The sequence below is a fragment of the Leuconostoc falkenbergense genome (assembly GCF_014634805.1).
Lineage (GTDB): Bacteria > Bacillota > Bacilli > Lactobacillales > Lactobacillaceae > Leuconostoc > Leuconostoc falkenbergense.
In genome coordinates, this window is sequence record NZ_BMBS01000019.1 from 16,918 (window position 1) to 37,374 (window position 20,457).

Consider the following 20,457-nt stretch of genomic DNA (forward strand, 5'->3'; position numbering starts at 1 on the left):
TTATTGCACAATTAATATTTTCATCGATTTATGTACAAAAAACGCCGCGAAAAATCACGACGTGCTTTATTTATTGATGCAAATTAAAGCTTGCCAGAATCGCTTGTAAAGCCTCATCTTCATCTTTGGCTTGATTAATGACGGCTTGTTTACCAAAATACCCAGCAAATCCCCGCGTCGTTTTCTCAATGTATCCAATTTCTTTATTGTCCACTAATACTTGTGTCCGGCCGTCTGTTTCAACAAGATCGACTCCAAAGCTTTGGTTTTTTTTACTCATTATAAACCTCGATGTCCTGCCTTCATGTGTTCAAGAAGTGCACCCGCACCTTTGGCCACGTTGTCAAGTGGTGAATCCGATACAACAACTGGTACTTCAAGTGCATCAGATAGCAGTTGATCCATACCATGCAACAAAGCACCACCACCAGTCAACATAATGCCCCGATCAATAATATCAGCTGCTAATTCTGGTGGTAACTTAGCCAATACAGAATGAGCTGCCCGTACAATTTGTTGTAGCGTATCATGCAGTGATTCTTCAACTTCGTTTGAGTTAATTGTGATTGTCTTAGGCATACCTTCAAAGTTATCACGACCACGCACTTCCATGGTCAATGGCTCATCAACTTGTAAGGCAGATCCAATCTGGATTTTAATGGTCTCGGCTGTCCGTTCACCAACAATCAAGTTATGACGACGCTTCAAGAAATTGACAATGTCAAAGTTCATCTTGTCACCAGCCACTCGGATAGACTCAGAAACAACAATATCACCTAGTGACAGTACAGCAATATCAGATGTTCCACCACCCATGTCAATCACCATTGAGCCAATCGGTTTAAAAATATCTAGTCCAGCACCAACAGCCGCTACCTTTGGTTCATACTCCAAATAAACTTTTGCCCCGCCAGCCTTTTCAGCCGCTTGAATGATGGCTTTGCGCTCAATTTCAGTGATGTTAGTTGGCGCACAAATCATAATGTTTGGTTTTGACATGAACCCTTTAACATTTAGCTTGTCAACAAAGTAAGTCAGCATTGCTTCTGTGATGTCAAAATCAGAAATCACACCATCTTTCAAAGGGCGTACCGCACGAATATTACCAGGTGTACGACCCACCATGCGATAAGCCTCTGATCCGACAGCCAATACACGATCAGTTTTGTCATCAACTGCGACAACCGAAGGTTCATTTAAGACGATGCCTTTGCCTTCCACGTAAATCAGAACATTGGCTGTTCCTAAATCAATTCCGATATCTTTTGCCATTTTATTTCTCCAAGATTTTAGCTTTCGTACTGTATTTTTCGTCGTACATAATCCAGTAAATTATACCATAATACCACTTTTTTTGCGGTGGATTCTCTCGTTAATCGGTCATTTCAGAACTGCATCCGGAATTTGTAAGACCCATTGTGTGATTGAGATAAAGAAGCTTGAGAGTAGATAGCCACCAATAATTGCCAGCATGACCTTCAAAAAAGTTGCCTGAACCGGTGTATAAGGCATGAATTTAGCAAAATTAATTGGTCTAATTGCCCAGAAAAAGAAATATATGGTGATTAAAGTTAAACTCAACTCAAAAATCGGACTCATCTTGTTTCTCCTTAAAATGTTTACCTTGACTAAAACGCTGTTTTTCAATTCTGATGTATCTCACAACAAGTTTATATAAAATATAACCAATCACCCCACCAGTAGTATTTGTTACCAAATCATTCGCATCAAATAACCGATTAGAAAGATAGAAAAAAGTGCTGATACCTTGAATAGTTTCAATGATTAGTGACGTCAGAAAAATTTTAGGTAGAATTTTAAAAAAGCCACGCCATTTAGGTAAAACTAAGGGTGCCAACAATCCCAATGGTATAAATAATGAGATATTGGCTAACATTTGATACCAACTAAAAGCCACCCCTTCAGGGTGAAAGACCGAGAGTCGCCAAAACTCATATTGACCCAGACCCCCATATCCTTTAATGACATCAATATATGTGCCAAATGAAGGCCAACGATAAAAAGTCAACGTTAAGAAAGCAACTAAGACGGCGTAACTCGCCAATGCTAATCGTCCCAAGATATTTTGCCAAGTCAACGTCCCTGCAAGTTTAGATTTCACGAAAAAACGTATGAGTAAAATAGCACTTAAAAAAGCTACCACAAGACTTGCATTAACGTTTTGCGCTGTGTATTGTTGATTGTTTAAATAAACAGTGTGCATAACTTAATATTATACCAGTTGTGGTTCAACTTAACCTTATTTTCAAAATAAAAAGAACCGTTTCATCAACGATTCTTTCATTTATTATTCAGCATTTTCACGACGATAATTCATCAAATCATGGGAAATCTCTGCCGTAGCAGCGTAAGCTTTTTTGTAAGCGGCATGTACCTTTTGATACTTCACAACATTGTCTGCGATTGGTTCATAAGTAGCACCAAATGAAATAAAGCTTTTAGCAGCGTCTTGCACTGTGTCAAACCAACCAAGACCTGTTGCTGCAAGCATTGCAGCACCTAATCCAGGTCCTTGCTCGTTACGCAATGTTGTAACCTTTTTACCGAAAATATCAGCTTGAATTTGCAACCACAATGGTGATTTAGCGCCACCACCAATAGCGACCACCGTATCAAAATCAGCGCCTTCGCGATCATAAATATCAAAAATATCCCGGAATGAGAAAATAATACCTTCCAAAACTGAACGCACAAAATCATATTTTTGATGTGTGCCATCAACACCTAAAAATGCGCCACGAACATCACCATCAGGGTGCGGTGTCCGTTCGCCCACAAGATATGGTGTGAAAATCAAACCATTAGCGCCGACAGTTGATTGTTCAGCAGAAGCCACAAATTCACTAAAGTCTTCATCTTTTGCAAACGTATTTTTAAACCATGATAATGAGTAGCCCGCCGCCAAAGTAACACCCATGGAATAAAATTTATTTGGAATAGCATGATTAAAGAAGTGCAAATCGCCCTTATAGTCAACATTCGCATTGTCTTCATACTTCAACACAACACCTGATGTTCCAATTGACGACATCACCATATTTGGCTCTAAAATGCCAGCCCCCACAGCACCCGCAGCGTTATCAGCTGCGCCACCAAAGACTTTGGTGTGTGTATCTAGACCGGAGAAAGTCGCGTATGATTCAGTAATGTTGCCCGCATAACCAATCGATTCAATCACTTCTGGGAAGAATGAAGCTGGTAATTCAAAAACTTCTTGAATTGTTTTTGACCACGTCTTCTTTGCAACGTCAAAAGCCACTGTACCAGCAGCATCCGAGTACTCCATTTGAAGTTTACCAGTCATGCGATAACGCACATAGTCCTTAGGCAAAACAAAAGTTGTGGCTTGCTTAAATATCTCCGGTTCATTTTCTTTCACCCAGAGGATTTTTGGCAAGGTAAACCCTTCTAAGGCACGATTGCGTGTAATATCAATAAATTCTTGACCAAGCGTATCGTTGATTTCAGCCACTTGTGCTGTCGTACGCGTATCATTCCAAAGAATTGCTGGACGTAACACTTGATTATTGGCATCTAACAAAACCAAGCCGTGCATTTGTCCAGAAAAAGAAATACCATCGATTTCAGAAGGCTTAATGTCATCTTTTAAAATCAAATTGACAATGGCAACTGTTGTGCCATTGACCCAATCTTCCGGATTTTGTTCTGCATATCCGGGTTTTGGATATGAAAGTGGATAATCAAAACTTTGTTGCGCAACGATGTTACCCGTACGATCAACGGCTGAAACTTTAACCGCAGACGTGCCAAGATCAACACCTAAAACAACTGATGTCATAGTTAATACTCCATTCTTATTTTGTTTGTTGTGATAAAAAGAGCCGGAACGCAACGTCCCGACCCTCGTCCGTGCAAATCTTTTTTGGTGGAACACGGAAAATTTAAATTATGCACCCAATACTGAGAAAATGTAATTATTCAATGTTTGCTTAATTTGTTCTTGACGACCAGATTTCAAAGTTGCGTTGATATCAGCATCTGTCTTGTTTTCAGCATATTCAGCCAAATCCTTCAATGTCAACTTGCCGGCTTCAAAGTCTGCACCAATACCTTCGTCAAATGAAGCATAACGCTCTTTCAAAACATTTTCAATCACTTGGTCTTCAATCAACTTAGCTGCTACTTTCAAACCAGCAGCGTAGATGTCCATACCAGCAATGTGAGCATAGAACAAATCGTCCATTTCAAAGCTTTGGCGACGTGGCTTTGAATCAAAGTTCAAACCACCAGTTGGCAAGCCACCGTTCTTCAAGAATTCGTACATAACCAATGTTGCTTCATAGATGTCGTTAGGGAATTCATCAATATCCCAACCAATCAACTTATCACCCATATTAGCATCAAGTGATCCCAACAAACCAGCTTCACGTGCAAAACGTACTTCATGTTCGTATGTGTGACCAGCCAAATAAGTGTGGTTACCTTCTAAGTTCAACTTGAATGTGTCTTCCAAACCATAAGTCTTCAAGAAAGCAATTGTTGTTTGGGCATCAAAGTCGTATTGATGTTGTGTTGGTTCTTTTGGCTTTGGCTCAATCAAGAATTGGCCTGTGTAGCCAATTTCATTAGCATAATCTTTAGCCAGCTTGAAGAAGGCCGCAATATGATCTAATTCACGCTTTGTATCAGTGTTTAACAAGAAATCGTAACCTTCACGACCGCCCCAGAATACATAACTTTCTGAACCCAAACGCTTAGCAATGTCTAATGAATGCTTGATTTGTCCAGCAGCGTATGCAAATACTTCAGCAAATGGTGATGTTGCGCCACCAGCCAAGAAACGCTTGTTAGTGAACAATGATGCTGTGTTCCAAAGCAACTTCTTGCCAGTTTCTTGCATCTTTTGCTCAATCTTGTCAATTACTTTGTCAAGATTTGCGTTTGTTTCTGCCAAAGTGTTGCCTTCAGGAGCCAAATCACGATCGTGGAATGCAAAGTATTCAACGCCTGTTTTTTCCAAAAATTCAAACATGTAATCAACTTTAGCTAATGCCAAAGCCATTGAACCTTCTTCACCTTCTTTGTCCCAAGGACGTGTTGCTGTTCCTTCACCAAATGGATCAACCAAACGTTGGTCCATTGTATGCCAGTATGCAACTGAGAACTTGAGCCATTCGCTCATCTTCTTACCTGCTACAACTTCATCTGCATTGTAGTAGTGGAAGCCATCTCCAGCTTGCAAAGATTTGTTACCTACGAATTCTACTTTAGGAAAAGAGAATAATTCAGCCATGTCGTTTGTTCCTCCTAGATGATTAAACATCTGCCTTTTAATTGTTTTCGGGTTGGTTGGTTTACACAACCAACTTACATAAATCATTATATAACCTTTCCAAATTCCTTGCAGCCCTTTCTTATAAATCAAAAAAAAATTTGATTGAATCATCAGTTTATGATATTTTTTTCAAACATTTCCGTATTCATATTGACAGTTTATTAGAAAAAGATTAGTATTAAATTATTATTTATTGGAGGACGTTAAAAATTATGAAATATACAGTTGTAGGTGCGGGTGCAATGGGACTACGTTATGGTATTTTACTGCAAGAAAATGCCGGCGTTTCAGTTGACTATGTTGAGCCAACACAAGCAAGCTTGGATAAAATTCGCCAGCAAGATAACAAAGTTTGGAAATCTCGCGATCACAAAGACCGACATCAAATTAAAATCAACATCTTTTCACCTGAAGAATATGAAGGTGATCCAGATGTTTGGATTTTCTTCATGAAGCAAATGCAATTGCAAGATACACTTGATCGTCTTGCGCCAAAGTTTAAAGCAGGTCAAACAGCACTTGGTGCAATGAATGGTATGGGACATATCGAAAAACTGCAACACTATTTTGATGACGAACATATTATTGGTGGTACAGCGATGATTGCCACTGTCTTGAACGATTACGGCGACGTTGATTTCATGGGCGCTGAAAGTGCCGGCTCATCAGTTTATGCCAATTTGACAGAAAAGCCATCTGAAGTAATGGATCAGGTTCAAAAAGACTTCCAAGCAGCACATTTGAATCCTTCTTACACTGAAAATTTCATGGGTACTCTTTTGACAAAAGTTTTCTTTAATGCCGTGGAAAACTCAATTGCTACAATGTTCCAATCACGTATGGGTCAGTTAATGGCCTATGACGGCTTCTTAGAAGGTATTGCTCGACCATTGGTTAACGAGGCTTACGATGCTGCTGAAGCGGCTGGCATTCAACTCATTGAATCGCGTGATGACATGGTTAAACAAGTTGATTATGTCTCAAATGTTGCCAATCCCTTACATTTTCCATCTATGTATCAAGATTTTGTCAAAGGTCGCCCAACAGAAGTTGATTATATCAACGGTTGGATTGCGGATTTGGCTGACAAAAATGGTACACAAGCACCTAACCAGCATTTGGTTACCAATTTTGTTCATCTTGCCGAAGCAATGCGTAAATTCACGCCACCAGTTAATAAGTTATCACCAGATTATACTGGCGCATAATTTTTAAGTTTGTTTGAGAAAAGCCCGAGTAATGATTGCGGCTGTGCAAATCATTACTCGGGCTTTCATGATATTTGTTTGTATTTTAGGATTGATGGCTTTTACGATGACTGTTATTTAATGAAAACATATTAAAATCATCACTACCGGCACGATAAGCTATCACATGATTGGTCTTCAATGAACAACATCACGCTATAAAACCAGCAAGTGCTATGAATCCATCAGTATTAATTATTGATAGTATTGTAATTGGCATATGATTTCCTTTATACTAGAAGAATATAGAAAAAGATATTTTGGAGATTAGTTGCATGATTATTTCCGTTAAAAGCAAGCAAATACGGCGCGCAATTTTGTGTGTCATATTAGCAATTCTAATAACAATACTTGTCAAAATTAATTTTATTATACCCGTTATAGATGATGGTGTCCGATATTTTATGTCAACAACACAAACAGGATTAAACGATATCGTCATGTCAATTTTTTCATTTCTTGGTTCTCCTGTTGTTGATTTGATTTATATTTTTATCTTAGCTGGCATTTTACTAGTGGCTGGTCTTCGAATTCCAGCTATATGGTCCGTTCTTACAATTGTTATTGGTGAAATTTTAGCTTTCATCGTGTGCCAATTAGTAGAACGCAATCGACCAATTGGTCACCTACTTAGCGATACCGGTTATTCCTTTCCAAGTCTACACATATTTAGTATTTTTACAGCTATCTTCATTTTGTTATTACTCGTTATACCCAATATCACTTCTTCAAGGAGCCAGTTGATTGGTGGTTGGGCTATCATATTAGTAGGTCTCATGTCCTTGCTGTCACGTTTATACTTTAGCGCTAACTATTTAAGCGACACAATTGCCAGTATATTATTTGCCTACGCTTGGGTTATTTTAGCCGCCTCCCTTTATGCCACACTTGCCAAGCGTCTAACCAAGTTATCAATTTTCAAAAACGAAGAAATATAAAAAAAATCGCTAACGCGATTTTTTTTAGTTTATAGCCATTTCTTATAATCATCATCATCCAAGGCTTCAACTTCGCCAAGTAGATAACCATTGCCAACACCCGAGAAGAAATCATGATTAGCTGTTGAAGTTGAAAGACCGTTCATAACAACAGGATTCACATCATCTGCGCCATCAGGAAACATTGGTTCTTGCCCTAAGTTCATTAACGCTTTATTCGCGTTATAACGCAAGAAAGTCAAAACTTGATCTGTCCACCCAATTTCATCGTACAACTCATGTGTGTATTTTTCTTCATTTTCGTATAATTCATAAAGCAAATTATACATCCAAGTTTGTAATTCTGCTTGTTCTTCTTCCGATAATTGATTGAAACCAATCTGAAATTTGTACCCAATGTAAGTACCATGAACTGACTCATCTCGAATAATCAGTTTAATAATTTCAGCAACATTCAACATTTTATTATGGCCCAAAAAATATAATGGCGTATAAAAACCTGAATAGAATAAGAAAGTTTCTAGGAAGACAGAGGCAATTTTCTTTTGTAAAGCTGTGCCTGTTTGGTAAATATCGTTAATCCGGTGTGCTTTAAATTGTAAAAATTCGTCGGTATCAGCCCAATCAAAAATTTTCTCAATTTCAGCTTTTTCATTTAACGTTTCAAAAATAGAAGAATAAGATTTTGCATGAACAGATTCCATAAATTGAATATTATTCAACACCGCTTCTTCTTTCTGGTTAATAGCATCTAACTTAAGTTGCGCCATGCCATCTTGTGACTGAAGTGTATCTAGTGTTGTTAGTCCACCAAACACTAAATTCATTGTTTCGCGCTCTTGATCAGACATGTTGCCACGCCAGTGCTTCAAGTCGTTTGAAATCGGAATACGTGTATCTAACCAAAATTGTTGCGTCAACTTTTCCCACGTTGCCTTATCCAATTCATCCTCAATATTGTTCCAGTTGATTGCCGTATATGAGCCATTATTAATATGTGCCATTATTGTTCTCCAATATTACGTTTTATTTTATTATATATTACTTCAGCATCAAATGCACTGCCACGCAACTCATAAGAAGCAATCATTGGCACATTAAATTTTTTCGCATAACGAATACCCGTTAAATTGAACTGAACATTGAAATTACGATTACCTGATCCGACAATTCCCTTTAAATAACTTGCATTGTTACCAAAATCAATATATTCGCCCAACGCATTAGTAAAGACCTCAGTAACTTCTGGCCCTGTACCCGTTCCGCCTGTCAAATACGTTGGTACAAGGGCAACAAAAGGTTCTGTTTCATTAGCGTACTCTGTTTCCTCACCAATTAATCGAGCATCCAAAGTATCCCCTTGTTCCATAGCAACTTTTTTAAGCTTTTCAACAAATGATTTCGTATTACCCTCTGTTGAAGCATATAATAAATTAATGTGTGTCATTCAACTCAACTCTCATCCAGAATCTTTTACCGTGATTACTTGCGCAACATTTTTTAATCGTTAAATCGAGCAACTTTCACACTCACTCACACCAGACTCTTGGTTATCATCAGTAAATGTTCGAACGTAATAAATTGACTTTAAGCCTTTATTAAATGCGTAGTGGCGTAAAATGGTTAAATCACGCGTTGTCATTTTATCTGTGCGTCCCTTTTTCCATTCATACAGGTCATCTGACAAAGTCGATCTCATGAAGAATGTTAATGCCATACCTTGGTCAATATGCTCTTGGGCAGCAGCGTAGACGTCAACTACTTTCCTCATATCAGTATCATAGGCAGAGATGTAATAAGGCATTGTTTCATTACTCAATCCTGGTGCAGGGTAATAGACTTTACCAATCATGCCCTCTTGTCGCTCTTCAATACGATTAACGATTGGTAACAAAGAAGCGGTCGTGTCATTAACATAAGAAATAGAACCAGTTGGCGCAATGGCATGACGATAAGCATGGTACATGCCATACTTCATCACATTATCTCGTAATTCAGCCCAATCCTGTTTCGTTGGCAAGTGATGATCTGAAAATGCTTCTTGAACCTTCGCAGTTTTTGGTGCCCAATCTTTTTCTAAATAAGTATTGAAGTATTCGCCGGTAGCATAGGTTGATTGGTCAAATTCAAAGAATTGTTCATGACGTTCCTTGGCAATTTTCATAGATGACTTGATTGAGTAATAATTAAGCGCCATAAAGAACGTTGATGTAAAGTCCAATGCTTCCTCATCACCATAATACATTTTATTTTGGGCAAAATAAGCTGCCAACCCCATTGCACCCAATCCAATTGCATGCTTTTCACGATTACCTAAAGCAACAGAAGGCACGACATCTAGATTTGATGAGTCAGAGACAAAAGTCAATGCACGCACCATTGTATCCACCGATTCCTCAAAATTATCAGTTTGCATCATATTAACAATGTTGATTGATCCCAAGTTACAACTGATGTCTGATCCAAGCTTTGTATATTGCTGCTCATTGTTCAATTCTGATGGTGTCTGAACCTGCAAAATTTCTGAACACAAATTTGAAGATACAATTTTACCTTTAATTGGGTTAGTCTTATTTGCAGTATCAAGATTAATAATATAAGGATAGCCTGATTCTTGCTGCAACTTAGAAATTTCTTCTTCAAGCATGCGGGGGTCAATGCGGTATTTACGAATGGCTTCATTAGCGACCATATTATCGTATTCACCCGTAATATCAACATAGTTGAATGGCTCACCATAAACTTTTTCAATGTCTTCGGGACTAAAAAGATACATTGGTTGATTTTCTTTAACTAATTCATAAAACTTGTCTGGAACAGTTAATCCAAGTGACAAGGTTTTAACACGGATTTTTTCATCCGCATTTTCTTTTTTAGTTGACAAAAATGACAAAATATCGGGATGGAAAACTGATAAATAGACAACACCAGCACCCTGACGTGCACCAACTTGTGATGAAAAAGTAAAGGAATCTTCAAGTAGCTTCATGATTGGTACGACACCGCCCGCAGCATTTGCAATGCCCATTACTGGCGCACCAGCTTCACGAACGTTAGAAACATTAATGCCGACGCCACCACCCATTTTTGATAATTGTAATGCAGAATTAATTGTTCGGCCAATCGAGTTCATGTCATCTGACGTTTGTATCACAAAACATGACACCAATTCGCCACGACGCGCGCGTCCTGCATTTAAAAAGGAAGGGGTTGCTGGCTGATAGCGTTGGTGAATCATTTCATCAGCCAATCGCAATGCCAACGCTTCATTTCCGTCTGCGTAGTACAGCGCATTCATTGCAACACGATCAACATATGTTTCAACGTAATGCTCACCATCATTAGTTTTTAGGGCATATTGATTATAGAATTTAAAGGCAGCCATAAATGACTTGAAGTTAAAATGAACACTGTCAAGGTAAGCGTATAGTTCTTCAATGAATGGCATTCGATACTTTTCAATAAAACTGCGCTCCAAAAAATCATTGTCAAAAAGCCATTCAAATCTTTGTGCTAATGAATCAAATTTCAGCACATTTGGCCATACATTCTCGGTTAAAAATGCATCAAGTGCTTCTTGATCCTTTTCAATTTGAATTTGATTGTTTTTTGGAATGTTGATTTGGTTGTTTAAATCAAAGTAAGTAACTTTATCAATATCTAATGTTTTCAATGCCATAACGCTATCCCCTTTTTTGTTTCATCTTTGTACTGCTCATCCCACAAAATAATCTAATAAAAAAACATCATTACGACTACGTCGCAAGATGCTCGAAATACGGCTTGAATTAAGCGGATATTTTTTTGAGCACGTCTGGACGGAAGCCAGAAAATGATGGCATACCCTCAATAGCAACGACCGGTGTCTGACGATAGCCATTAGCCTTCAATTCATCAACATATTGTGTTTCTTCTTCAATATTGACTTCTTTAAAGGCAATACCTTGCGCTTCCAAAAACTTTTTCGTCATCTTGCATTGCACACAATTATATTTTGTGTATATTGTTACTTTTTCCATGACGTGTACCTCTCATTTAATCTATTATTTTTGTTTAGTTTTAGCTAGAACTGTTGATTAATAGTTTACCGGAATTCCATAATTACACAAGGACCAAAACTGTCTTCACAAACATTTGTTCGATAAAATCAAGTCATAGGTGAATTCACAAACCACATAAATCATAAAATTTCACAAGCACCTACCACGAACATTTAAAGTGTTGATATATCAAGGTTTATATTAATTAAGACACTGTGAACTAATTTAATAAAAGCGGTAGACACTCGATGTATTAAGGTGTTTTGTTTGTGAAATTTAAATTTTAAAGAAATCATTAAGGTAATTTTTGTTCGCCTTTATACCTCTCAATATCAACTTAAAACTTAATCATTCGTTAAATTTTAAGAAGCGATAAAAGTCACCGTATGATGACTTTTTTTGGTATAATAACTCTTAGTATATAAGAAAAGAGGTTTACGAATTTGGATTCTGGTCCGTCTTTGATCATCAACTTTTTTGTTATTTTGGTGGTCTTGTTGTTAGCTATTCTGTTTACTTTAACAGAATATTCATTAGTTAAGGTGCGCCTTAGTGCGCTAAGAGTGTTGCAAGAGGACCGCGATAAGCCTTCACGCAACATCAGTAACGCCATTCACATGGTGACACACCTGACTGAATATCTCTCGACAGCGCAAGTCGGGATCACATTAACAAGTTTGATTTTAGGTTGGATTGGTGAAGAAACCGTCGCCGACATCATTCTCAACTCTGGTATTATTCCTGCCGAATATGCCCACGCAGTTGCTTCAGTTGCAGCCATGATTATCTTCACAATCGTGCACGCTGTATTTACAGATCTTGTTCCTAAAAATATTGCGATTGAATCGCCTGTAAAAGTCCTACTATTCATTGTTCGACCTGTTCGTTTCTTTCATGTCACTTTATTTCCCTTAATATGGACGTTGGATCACTTGTCAAACGGCATTACACATTTATTGGGATTTAGAACTGATGGCGAAGAGGATATATATTCTCAAACTGAAATTTTATCATTGTCTAAAAATGCTGCGGCAGCCGGCGAATTAGATGAAGAAGATTTAACTTTCATGCAACGTGCTTTTGAAATGAATGATAAAGTAGCTGTTGATATCATGATTGATCGGACATCAATGACCGTTATTGATGTTAAAGCTTCTATTGCAGAAGGTGTTAATTTATATTTACAAGAACGTTATTCACGTTTTCCAGTTGTTGCAGACAATGACAAGGATAAAGTATTAGGTTATGTCTTTAACTACGATCTTGTCCGTCAAGCACGTATTAAATCATCTGACCCTGTCTCAAAAATTATGCGTGACATCCCCGCCGTTCCTGAAAATATGGACTTGCACGATGTCATGGATGAAATGATCATCAAGCGTTCACCTATCGCCATTGTTGTTGATGAATATGGTGGTACTTCTGGTTTAATTACTGATAAGGATATTTACGAAGAACTGTTTGGTACAGTTCGTGACGAAATAGATGATGTATCAGACGATTACATTGAAAAACTTGGTGATCATCGTTTCAAAGTTTCTGGTAAGATGACTCTGTATGACTTTGAACGCTACTTTGATAAAAATATCAAAGAACTAGAAAATGATGATGCAGTGACATTGACCGGTTATGTATTGAACCACGATCCTGAGTTCCGGGCAGGTGATACTATGGCTGTTGCCAATTTCCAGTTAACAGCACTTGATTACGATAATGCTTATATATCTGAATTCATTGTGAAAGAGCTCCCTACACCAAAAGAAGATGTTAATAGTAATGGCATTTTCGATGATGAAGAACTTGAGTCTGAGTCACAATCTGAAAGTGAATTATCTAATCATTGATTAGTCAAAAACGAGTAAAACATACTCGTTTTTTTGATTGGTTACTAATCTTTACTTTATCACTAATTTAATTGTTCGTGATTATGGTAAAATGGAATTATTATATTGAGGAGGAACAGTATGTCAGTCCATATCTACATGGTGCGCCATGGAGAAACTTATTTCAACTTTTTGCATCGTTTTCAAGGGTGGTCTGATGCCCCTCTAACTGAAAAGGGCATTCAAGATGGTTATCATGCCGGCACTCGATTAGCAAATGTGCATTTTGATGGTGCCTACTCATCAGATTTAACGCGTGCTATCCATACCGCGCGTTACATTCTAACTAACAATGCGGCGTCTAATTTTTCAGATCCGACGCAACTTCCTGATTTCCGAGAAGAAAATTTTGGTGCCTTTGAAGGTATTAGCGGTGAAATTGTACTCACAACGTTAGGTGCCTATAAGAATGACCAGTTTAATAATTTTTCGGATGTTATCACACGTTACAGCATGGCTGATGCAATGAACGTCATGGCTGAAGCAGATCCTTTCAATTTAGCTGAAAATCACGAAGCGTTCCTAAAACGGATTAAACATGGTTTCAATGACCTACTAAATCAGCACCATGATGGTGATAATATTCTGCTCGTCTCGCATGGCACAACTATTCGTGCTATTGCCGAATATTTCGGTAGACGTGACTTGTCAGCCATCAGTGTTGCGAACGGCGCAGTCATGCAGCTCGACTTATCAGCTGATGATCAAGCTGATATTATTAACTTCAATGATGCTACAACTGTTTTTTAATCACACAAGTCAACAAAAAGACGATACCTCAGCAATGCCGTGTATCGTCTTTTTTATACGTTTAATTCTTGTTTCAAATTTTCGCGTTGTTTGACGCGATAGTACGTAACAAGTAAAATTGTCAGTGCCAAAAGCCAAATAATCAAAATCATGACATTTTGCTCAATATCATTACCGCCAAAAACAAGTGAATTGACTGCATTTTTCAAAGCTGACAATGGCCAAAATGGTCTTATAAATGCAAAGATTGAATCCTGTAAAATAATTGGATCATTAGGCACAACAAAGACAGTTTGGATAGCTAATAGTACAGTTGACAGCCACCAACCAGCCTGTCCTAGCCATTGCTTCAAATACCAAACCAAACTCATCATGCCCCATTGACTCAATAACGCGATACCAGTCATATACCAAAAATTACCGATGTTCACATGCCAGAGCAAAGCGCTTCCTACCATCAAAAAACTACCCAAAATGCTTAGCAAACCACCAATTTGAAAGTTTTCCCACCATTGTTCTAATGCTAAAGCATCGGTTTTAGTCGGCTTAACTGGCAATAATAATCCAAACAGCACAGACATCACTGAAACACCAACGACTAATAATGAAGCCATTAAGACTTGCCCTTGCGTTTTGATTGGCTTGATATCAGTCATTTTTAACATCAGCATCTGTGTCAGTGCCGTATTCTTATCTGGCTGATTACTCAATAGTGATTTTAGTTGACTTGAAATTTGTTGCTGTCCACTATTGATATCTTTTGCACTTGATTGAATAACACCCGACTGGTCACTCAATGCTTTCGTACTACTTAAATTGGTGGCAAGACTACCTATGCCACCAGCAATTGTTGTTTGCATTTTGTACGAGATATTGTTAATTTCGACCGCTAAAGACTGAATTTTTGTTTTATCATCCGCATTAACAGCATCATTAAGCTGCGCTGAATATGTAGACAAATCAGTGATTAGATCAGATGCATCCGACTGCAAATCATTTGCAGCATTAACATCGATAGCATTCCCTACCGCTTGTAAATTGGTTTGTAAGTCTTTTGTTTGCTTTGCTAAATTTTGACTTTGTGAACTCAACTTTGATAGCGTTGAATCACTTGTATTACCCAAAGACAACTTATTATTTGCTAGTGCAACCACTGCATTGATTTGGTTTTCAATGTATTGCGTACCATATTGGCTATTTCCTGTTGCAACACTAACATTGACAGTACCCGATTTGCCACTCTTTTTATAATTTGCTAATTGCGTCGTTAATGCAGCCGGAATCTCCACTATCGCGCTAATACGCCCTTGCTTTAGCGCCTGCTTTGCTACCCGAGTTGACTGATAAGTACTGGTTTTGAAATGCTTACTTTCCTTTAATTGTTGCTGAAACGTGTCGCCAAATCGTTGGTTTTTACCATTCAAAGACGCTGCCTTATCTTGGTTTATCACCGCTACGACTAGTCGGTCAGTTTTCTGATTACTGTGACTAGTTGCCCCCAAATAGCCTCCGATTAGTAAGACCGGTAAAATCACTGCTAGTAGCCACTTTCCCAATATACGTTTATTCCCAAACACCGTTTGCCAACCCAACATAAAAAACCTCTTCATCTTAAACTCTGCTACTAATAGCATACGAGATTGAAGTGGCCTTGTGGATAACTTTATAAAGTTTTATCATTTTTAAAGAAATTATGGCAAAGTATTCCCTGCTGCTGTATAGACATCATACCATTCCTGATTAGTCAACTGAAAATCAAGCTTGGTCATATCAATAATACGGCTTGGCGTCATTGATCCAATAATAACTTGCATGTTAGCCGGATGATGCAAAATCCAGGCAACGGCAATTGCACTTTTTGATACGTCATATTTGCTAGCCAACTTTTGTAACGTTTGATTAAGTTCTGGAAACTTTTCATTATCAATGAAAACACCTTCAAAAAATCCAAATTGGAATGGTGACCAAACTTGAATTGTCAGATTGTGTAACCTTGCGTAAGATAGAATACCACCATCATGATCAACACTGGCTGCGTCATTCATATTCACATGCAGTTCGGAATCAATCATATTAGTGTGCATAATACCAAATTGCAGCTGGTTAATTTGCAGCTTTTCATCTCCTAAAGCATTTTGAATCAGCGCAATTTGATATGGGTTCATGTTAGAAACACCAAAATGGTGCACTTTCCCAGTGGTTTTCAAGTCTGTGAAAGCACGTGCTAACTCATTAACGTCAACTAATGTATCTGGTCGATGCAGCAAAAACGTATCAAGATAATCAGTTTGTAAACGCTCTAGTTCAATATCAACACTAGCAATCAGATGATCATAACTAAAATCAAATCGTGGCCCTCTTTCACCATCCCCGTTCACTTGACCGTTAGGTAAAATAATACCAGCTTTTGACTGTATGAAGATATCGTCACGCTTGACACCTATATCTTTCAATGCCTGACCAAAAACGATGGATGATCGACCACTGCCATAAATATCTGCTGTATCAAAAAAATTAATGCCGGAAACCAATGCCGTTTCAACAATTTTTTTTGCCTCATCTGATGTTTTGTCGGCAATTCTCATGACACCCAAGGCAACTGCACTTGCCGTCAAATTTGTATTACCAATTTGAATTGTTTTCATGTGATAAACCTTTCATATCAACAATTAATTAAAACCAGCTAGTATAGAAAGCGATGTAGCACAACTCCCTAGGAATGTACCACATGTTATCACTTTCAATGATAGCTGGTTATTTTTGTTCTTATTCAGCTGTTTCAAGCAAACCATATTTACCATCTGTTCGCTTGTAGATGACTGAATCTGTGTTAGACTCAGCATCCTTAAAGATAAAGAAATCATGTTCTAGCAAATCCATTTGCAACGCTGCCTCTTCAGGTGACATTGGCTTCAAATCGACCTGCTTTGTACGTACAATTTGTAATGCCGAATCGTCAACGTCAGTCTCAGGAATTTCATCATGTGAATCAATACCCTTAAAGCCTGTTTCACGTGACTTACGGTTAATTTTTGTCTTATACTTACGAATTTGGCGTTCAATTTTTTCGGATACATTGTCTACTGCCGCATACATGTCAGCATTTGTATCTTCAGCTCGCAACACTACGTATGGTAATACGATTGTGACTTCTACTTTACCAGAGTTATCCGAACGATATGTGCGTAAATTGACATTTGCTTTTGCACTTTCTTCGATATAACGATTCAACTTCGTTAAACGCTTCTCAACATAGTCACGGATTGCGTCTGTTACTTCGATGTTTTCACCACGTACATTATAATCTAACATAATAAATTCCTCCATACACGCTTTATTATGATAATAATCTAAGTATCATCAAATTCAGCGTGGTTTTTATCTTGTTGCTAACTACATTATATCACAACTGTAAGCGTTTTCTGTAAAATTCACCATTTTTTCATTTTTAACGGGCCAATGAGATACTTTTGACAGTTTTCGCGCCCGCCTGATAAAGCAAATTAGCCGCATGGTACATTGTATTACCGGTTGTGTAGACATCATCCACTAATAAAATACGCTGACCTACAATTAATTGGCTTGAAACATTGAGGGCGAAAGGCTGTTGACGGTTCATACGCTCACGTCGCCCAAATTGTGATTGGTGATCTTTTTTGCTTGCAGCAATGGACAATATGTCGGATAAAGTTTGCCCATCTAGCATGCCAACAACTTGATTAAACCCACGTGTTTGCATAGTATAGTGACTGACTGGAATTGGGACAACAATATCCTTATCAATATTATCAATCAACTGGATTAAGTCGTGATTAAACACTCCTTTTAATAAATAATCACCGTTAAATTTATATTGCTGCATATAATGTTTCATGACATCATTATACTGATAAAGGGCACGATGTCTCAATAACGGGTAGCCTTTATTTTGCCAGCGAATGCAATCAAAACACATTTCCTGTGTGGTTTGTAACCTGCCACAGTTTGGACAACACTTGCCATTAATACGCACCAATTGGTTACAACAATCATCACACAACTTAGCCGAATCGTCGGGCATTATACCTAACAACGCTAAAAATGATTGATTGCTTGGTAAAGGCAATTCACAAAGTTGACATAACCGTCTACATGGATTCACGCAATTTCTCCCCAAGTCGATTGAGCCGTATAATTTGACGTTGAGCTGCTTTGACTTTTAATGTTACATGTTCAACGTAAGCCAACACAAGACCAGTTGGACAATCAGATTTTCTACCAACTCGACCAGCAATTTGAACTAAAGCATTCTCAGTAAACATTTCATCGTCAGCGCCTAAAATAATGACATTGATGCCAGGAAAAGTCACACCACGTTCAAGTATTGTTGTTGTTACAAGATATTGCACCTCTTCATTACGCATACTTTTAACTTTTTCTTGTCGACGTTTATCATTGGCATGAACAAAATCACCACGCATTTTAGGAAACCACCGATTAATCGTGTCGTGAACTGGTTTTAAATCTGCAACTTTGGGCACAAAGATCAAAAATCGTTTATTTGATTCTACTAAGTGACTAAGCTGTTTTTGAAACTTTTTAGGTAGTTTTTTGCGCCACTTATTGAGGCGTGCCAATTGAATTTCTGGTAACAAATGTTGATGAAATCGCAGTGGCAAATACGACACTGGTAATCCTTTGTTAATCCGTTTTCTAAGTTGTCGTGTTGGTGTTGCGGTCAGATAAACCATCGTATGGCAAACTTTAACCGCATTGTTGACAGCATGCGTGAGCATGTCATTACCAGCAAATGGAAAACTATCAACTTCATCAATAATTAGGACATCAAAGGCTTCTCTAAATTTCAGGAGCTGGTGTGTTGTTGCCAACACAAGCTGAGTATACCGATAACAATCGGTCTGTTCCCCATATAACGTCACCATGTCCGTCTGTGCGAATGCAGCATGTAATCGTGGCGACAATTCAACAATGACATCAACACGTGGTGCAACAATGCCGACGCGTAATTTTTGCTGTAATGCACGATAAATGAGTGGAAACAACATTTCCGTTTTGCCTGCGCCTGTCACAGCCCAAACTAAATGCTCTCGATGTAGTGCTAAAGTGATCAATAAGTCTTCACTAACTTTTTGCTGTTGATGGGTTAAAGTACCTGTCCAACTTAGTGTCACTTTCCCGCTAAAATGATTAGGTTCAGGCAAAGAGACCAAGTTATCTAATGAACTAACACGGCCAAGCGTCAGACAGGCACGGCAATAAAACGCGTCATTGGGTAATGGCGCTACTATTTTTTGATTACAACGTTGGCAAATACCATCCTGAAATGCAGACCTTGATTCGCCTAAATTATTATCTATTTTAGGACAGACTAACTGTCTTCCGTAGAGATTTTCTATTTTCATACTGTATAATACGATGTATGGCACATTACTTCACAATTTCTCCAAAAACATATACTTGGGAACAAGTCATCAAAAAATCCCGTTTTATTTTGAATGTAGCGCGAGTTACTTCTGAAGAAGAAGCACGCCTGTTTATTGCAAAAATAAACAAACAACATTACAAAGCCAGTCACAATGTTTTTGCCTACATGCTTGGTGATCAAGATCAAATACAACGTTTTAGTGATAATGGCGAACCTAATGGTACGGCTGGCGTTCCAATGCTAGAAGTCCTCCAAAAAAATCAAATTCACGACGTTGTTGCCGTTGTGACACGTTATTTTGGTGGTGTCAAACTAGGTGCTGGGGGCTTAATTCGTGCTTATGCTAGCACAACAGCAGACGGGGTAAAAGCAGCTGGATTTGTCGAACGACTATCGTTGCATCAAGTGACCATTACGATTGCCTATAAGCACGTTGACAGTCTCACTTACTGGTTAACACAAAATGACTATCACATTATGACCACAAATTACGATGAAAACGTTCATTTAATCGTCCCTGTGTCTGAAGTAGGACTGCCTAGCTTTCAAAATACACTGACGAATCAATTTGCTGGTAATATTGGGTTTGATATTGGTGACATAACTTTCTTTGAAATTCCAGTGAAATAGGCTATAATTAAATAGTTATGATCCGCTAGTGTAATGGATCGCACGCAAGATTCCGGTTCTTGAAATCCGGGTTCGACTCCCGGGTGGATCATTATAAACGCTATGATGTAATTTTGTAGCAAAAAAACTGATGCTGTTGATACAGTACCAGTTTTTTTCTACCAGAAGTCAAGTGTTTCAAGGCATTTAGCTTCTTTTTATGATGCTGCAATTGGTCATCAAGCACT

The 20,457-nt window shown here is 38.1% G+C and carries 20 protein-coding genes; 5 read left to right on the forward strand and 15 right to left on the reverse strand.

What is annotated here, in order from left to right:
• Positions 1–70: 70 nt before the first annotated feature.
• The 6 genes from IEU71_RS05345 to xylA form a co-directional block, all read right to left on the reverse strand.
• Positions 71–280, reverse strand: a complete 210-nt coding sequence (locus IEU71_RS05345; protein WP_036067759.1) for a DUF2969 family protein — start codon at positions 278–280, stop codon at positions 71–73.
• Positions 280–1,272, reverse strand: a complete 993-nt coding sequence (locus IEU71_RS05350) for a rod shape-determining protein (protein ID WP_004912792.1) — start codon at positions 1,270–1,272, stop codon at positions 280–282. Before IEU71_RS05350 ends, IEU71_RS05345 begins: the two co-directional genes overlap by 1 nt.
• Before the next feature lie 108 nt (positions 1,273–1,380).
• Positions 1,381–1,599 carry a DUF1146 domain-containing protein gene (locus IEU71_RS05355; protein WP_004912795.1) on the reverse strand — a complete coding sequence of 73 codons (219 nt, stop codon included), beginning with the start codon at positions 1,597–1,599 and terminating at the stop codon, positions 1,381–1,383.
• On the reverse strand, positions 1,583–2,098 hold the full coding sequence (locus IEU71_RS05360; RefSeq protein WP_242030664.1) for a VanZ family protein: 516 nt from the start codon (positions 2,096–2,098) through the stop codon (positions 1,583–1,585). The genes IEU71_RS05355 and IEU71_RS05360 overlap by 17 nt, the downstream gene beginning before the upstream one ends.
• 210 nt (positions 2,099–2,308) lie before the next feature.
• Complete coding sequence (gene xylB, locus IEU71_RS05365; protein ID WP_004912800.1) at positions 2,309–3,820, reverse strand: xylulokinase; 1,512 nt, start codon at positions 3,818–3,820, stop codon at positions 2,309–2,311.
• 108 nt (positions 3,821–3,928) lie between these two features.
• On the reverse strand, positions 3,929–5,275 hold the full coding sequence (gene xylA / locus IEU71_RS05370) for a xylose isomerase (protein WP_004912802.1): 1,347 nt from the start codon (positions 5,273–5,275) through the stop codon (positions 3,929–3,931).
• Positions 5,276–5,529: 254 nt separating this feature from the next.
• Here xylA and IEU71_RS05375 point away from each other — a divergent pair, with 254 nt between their 5' ends.
• Entirely contained in the window at positions 5,530–6,525 is a 996-nt protein-coding gene (locus tag IEU71_RS05375) for a ketopantoate reductase family protein (protein ID WP_004912806.1), read from the forward strand.
• Between the two features lie 443 nt (positions 6,526–6,968).
• Positions 6,969–7,502, forward strand: a complete 534-nt coding sequence (locus tag IEU71_RS05380; protein WP_233127273.1) for a phosphatase PAP2 family protein — start codon at positions 6,969–6,971, stop codon at positions 7,500–7,502.
• Between the two features lie 29 nt (positions 7,503–7,531).
• Here IEU71_RS05380 and nrdF read toward each other — a convergent pair whose 3' ends face one another.
• The 4 genes from nrdF to nrdH form a co-directional block, all read right to left on the reverse strand.
• Positions 7,532–8,506 carry a class 1b ribonucleoside-diphosphate reductase subunit beta gene (gene nrdF, locus IEU71_RS05385; protein ID WP_004912813.1) on the reverse strand — a complete coding sequence of 325 codons (975 nt, stop codon included), beginning with the start codon at positions 8,504–8,506 and terminating at the stop codon, positions 7,532–7,534.
• A complete protein-coding gene (locus IEU71_RS05390; protein WP_004912816.1) occupies positions 8,506–8,949 on the reverse strand; it encodes a class Ib ribonucleoside-diphosphate reductase assembly flavoprotein NrdI in 444 nt (147 codons plus the stop codon). Before IEU71_RS05390 ends, nrdF begins: the two co-directional genes overlap by 1 nt.
• Before the next feature lie 60 nt (positions 8,950–9,009).
• Positions 9,010–11,181, reverse strand: coding sequence for a class 1b ribonucleoside-diphosphate reductase subunit alpha (nrdE, locus tag IEU71_RS05395; RefSeq protein ID WP_004912817.1), 2,172 nt, complete (start codon positions 11,179–11,181; stop codon positions 9,010–9,012).
• A 109-nt stretch (positions 11,182–11,290) separates the two neighbouring features.
• A complete protein-coding gene (nrdH, locus tag IEU71_RS05400) occupies positions 11,291–11,521 on the reverse strand; it encodes a glutaredoxin-like protein NrdH (RefSeq protein WP_010279343.1) in 231 nt (76 codons plus the stop codon).
• A gap of 464 nt (positions 11,522–11,985) precedes the next feature.
• Here nrdH and IEU71_RS05405 point away from each other — a divergent pair, with 464 nt between their 5' ends.
• Entirely contained in the window at positions 11,986–13,386 is a 1,401-nt protein-coding gene (locus tag IEU71_RS05405) for a hemolysin family protein (protein WP_004912825.1), read from the forward strand.
• 120 nt (positions 13,387–13,506) lie between these two features.
• Positions 13,507–14,175, forward strand: coding sequence for a histidine phosphatase family protein (locus tag IEU71_RS05410; protein ID WP_004912828.1), 669 nt, complete (start codon positions 13,507–13,509; stop codon positions 14,173–14,175).
• Positions 14,176–14,228: 53 nt separating this feature from the next.
• On the opposite strand, the gene IEU71_RS05415 is transcribed toward IEU71_RS05410, so the two are convergent.
• The 5 genes from IEU71_RS05415 to IEU71_RS05435 form a co-directional block, all read right to left on the reverse strand.
• Complete coding sequence (locus IEU71_RS05415) at positions 14,229–15,785, reverse strand: ABC transporter permease (protein WP_241888884.1); 1,557 nt, start codon at positions 15,783–15,785, stop codon at positions 14,229–14,231.
• Positions 15,786–15,866: 81 nt separating this feature from the next.
• Positions 15,867–16,820: an aldo/keto reductase gene (locus tag IEU71_RS05420; protein WP_004912833.1), complete on the reverse strand. Its 954-nt coding sequence runs from the start codon at positions 16,818–16,820 to the stop codon at positions 15,867–15,869.
• A gap of 121 nt (positions 16,821–16,941) precedes the next feature.
• Entirely contained in the window at positions 16,942–17,487 is a 546-nt protein-coding gene (gene hpf / locus IEU71_RS05425; protein WP_004912837.1) for a ribosome hibernation-promoting factor, HPF/YfiA family, read from the reverse strand.
• 136 nt (positions 17,488–17,623) lie between these two features.
• Positions 17,624–18,037 (reverse strand): ComF family protein, encoded by a 414-nt coding sequence (locus tag IEU71_RS05430; protein WP_004912839.1) that lies wholly within the window; start codon positions 18,035–18,037, stop codon positions 17,624–17,626.
• Positions 18,038–18,302: 265 nt separating this feature from the next.
• Entirely contained in the window at positions 18,303–19,577 is a 1,275-nt protein-coding gene (locus IEU71_RS05435; protein WP_188349632.1) for an ATP-dependent helicase ComFA, read from the reverse strand.
• Between the two features lie 17 nt (positions 19,578–19,594).
• Between IEU71_RS05435 and IEU71_RS05440 the strand changes: the two genes are divergently transcribed.
• The gene (locus IEU71_RS05440; protein WP_004912844.1) at positions 19,595–20,230 is read left to right on the forward strand and encodes a YigZ family protein; all 636 of its coding nucleotides are present in this window, start codon (positions 19,595–19,597) and stop codon (positions 20,228–20,230) included.
• Positions 20,231–20,457: the final 227 nt, after the last annotated feature.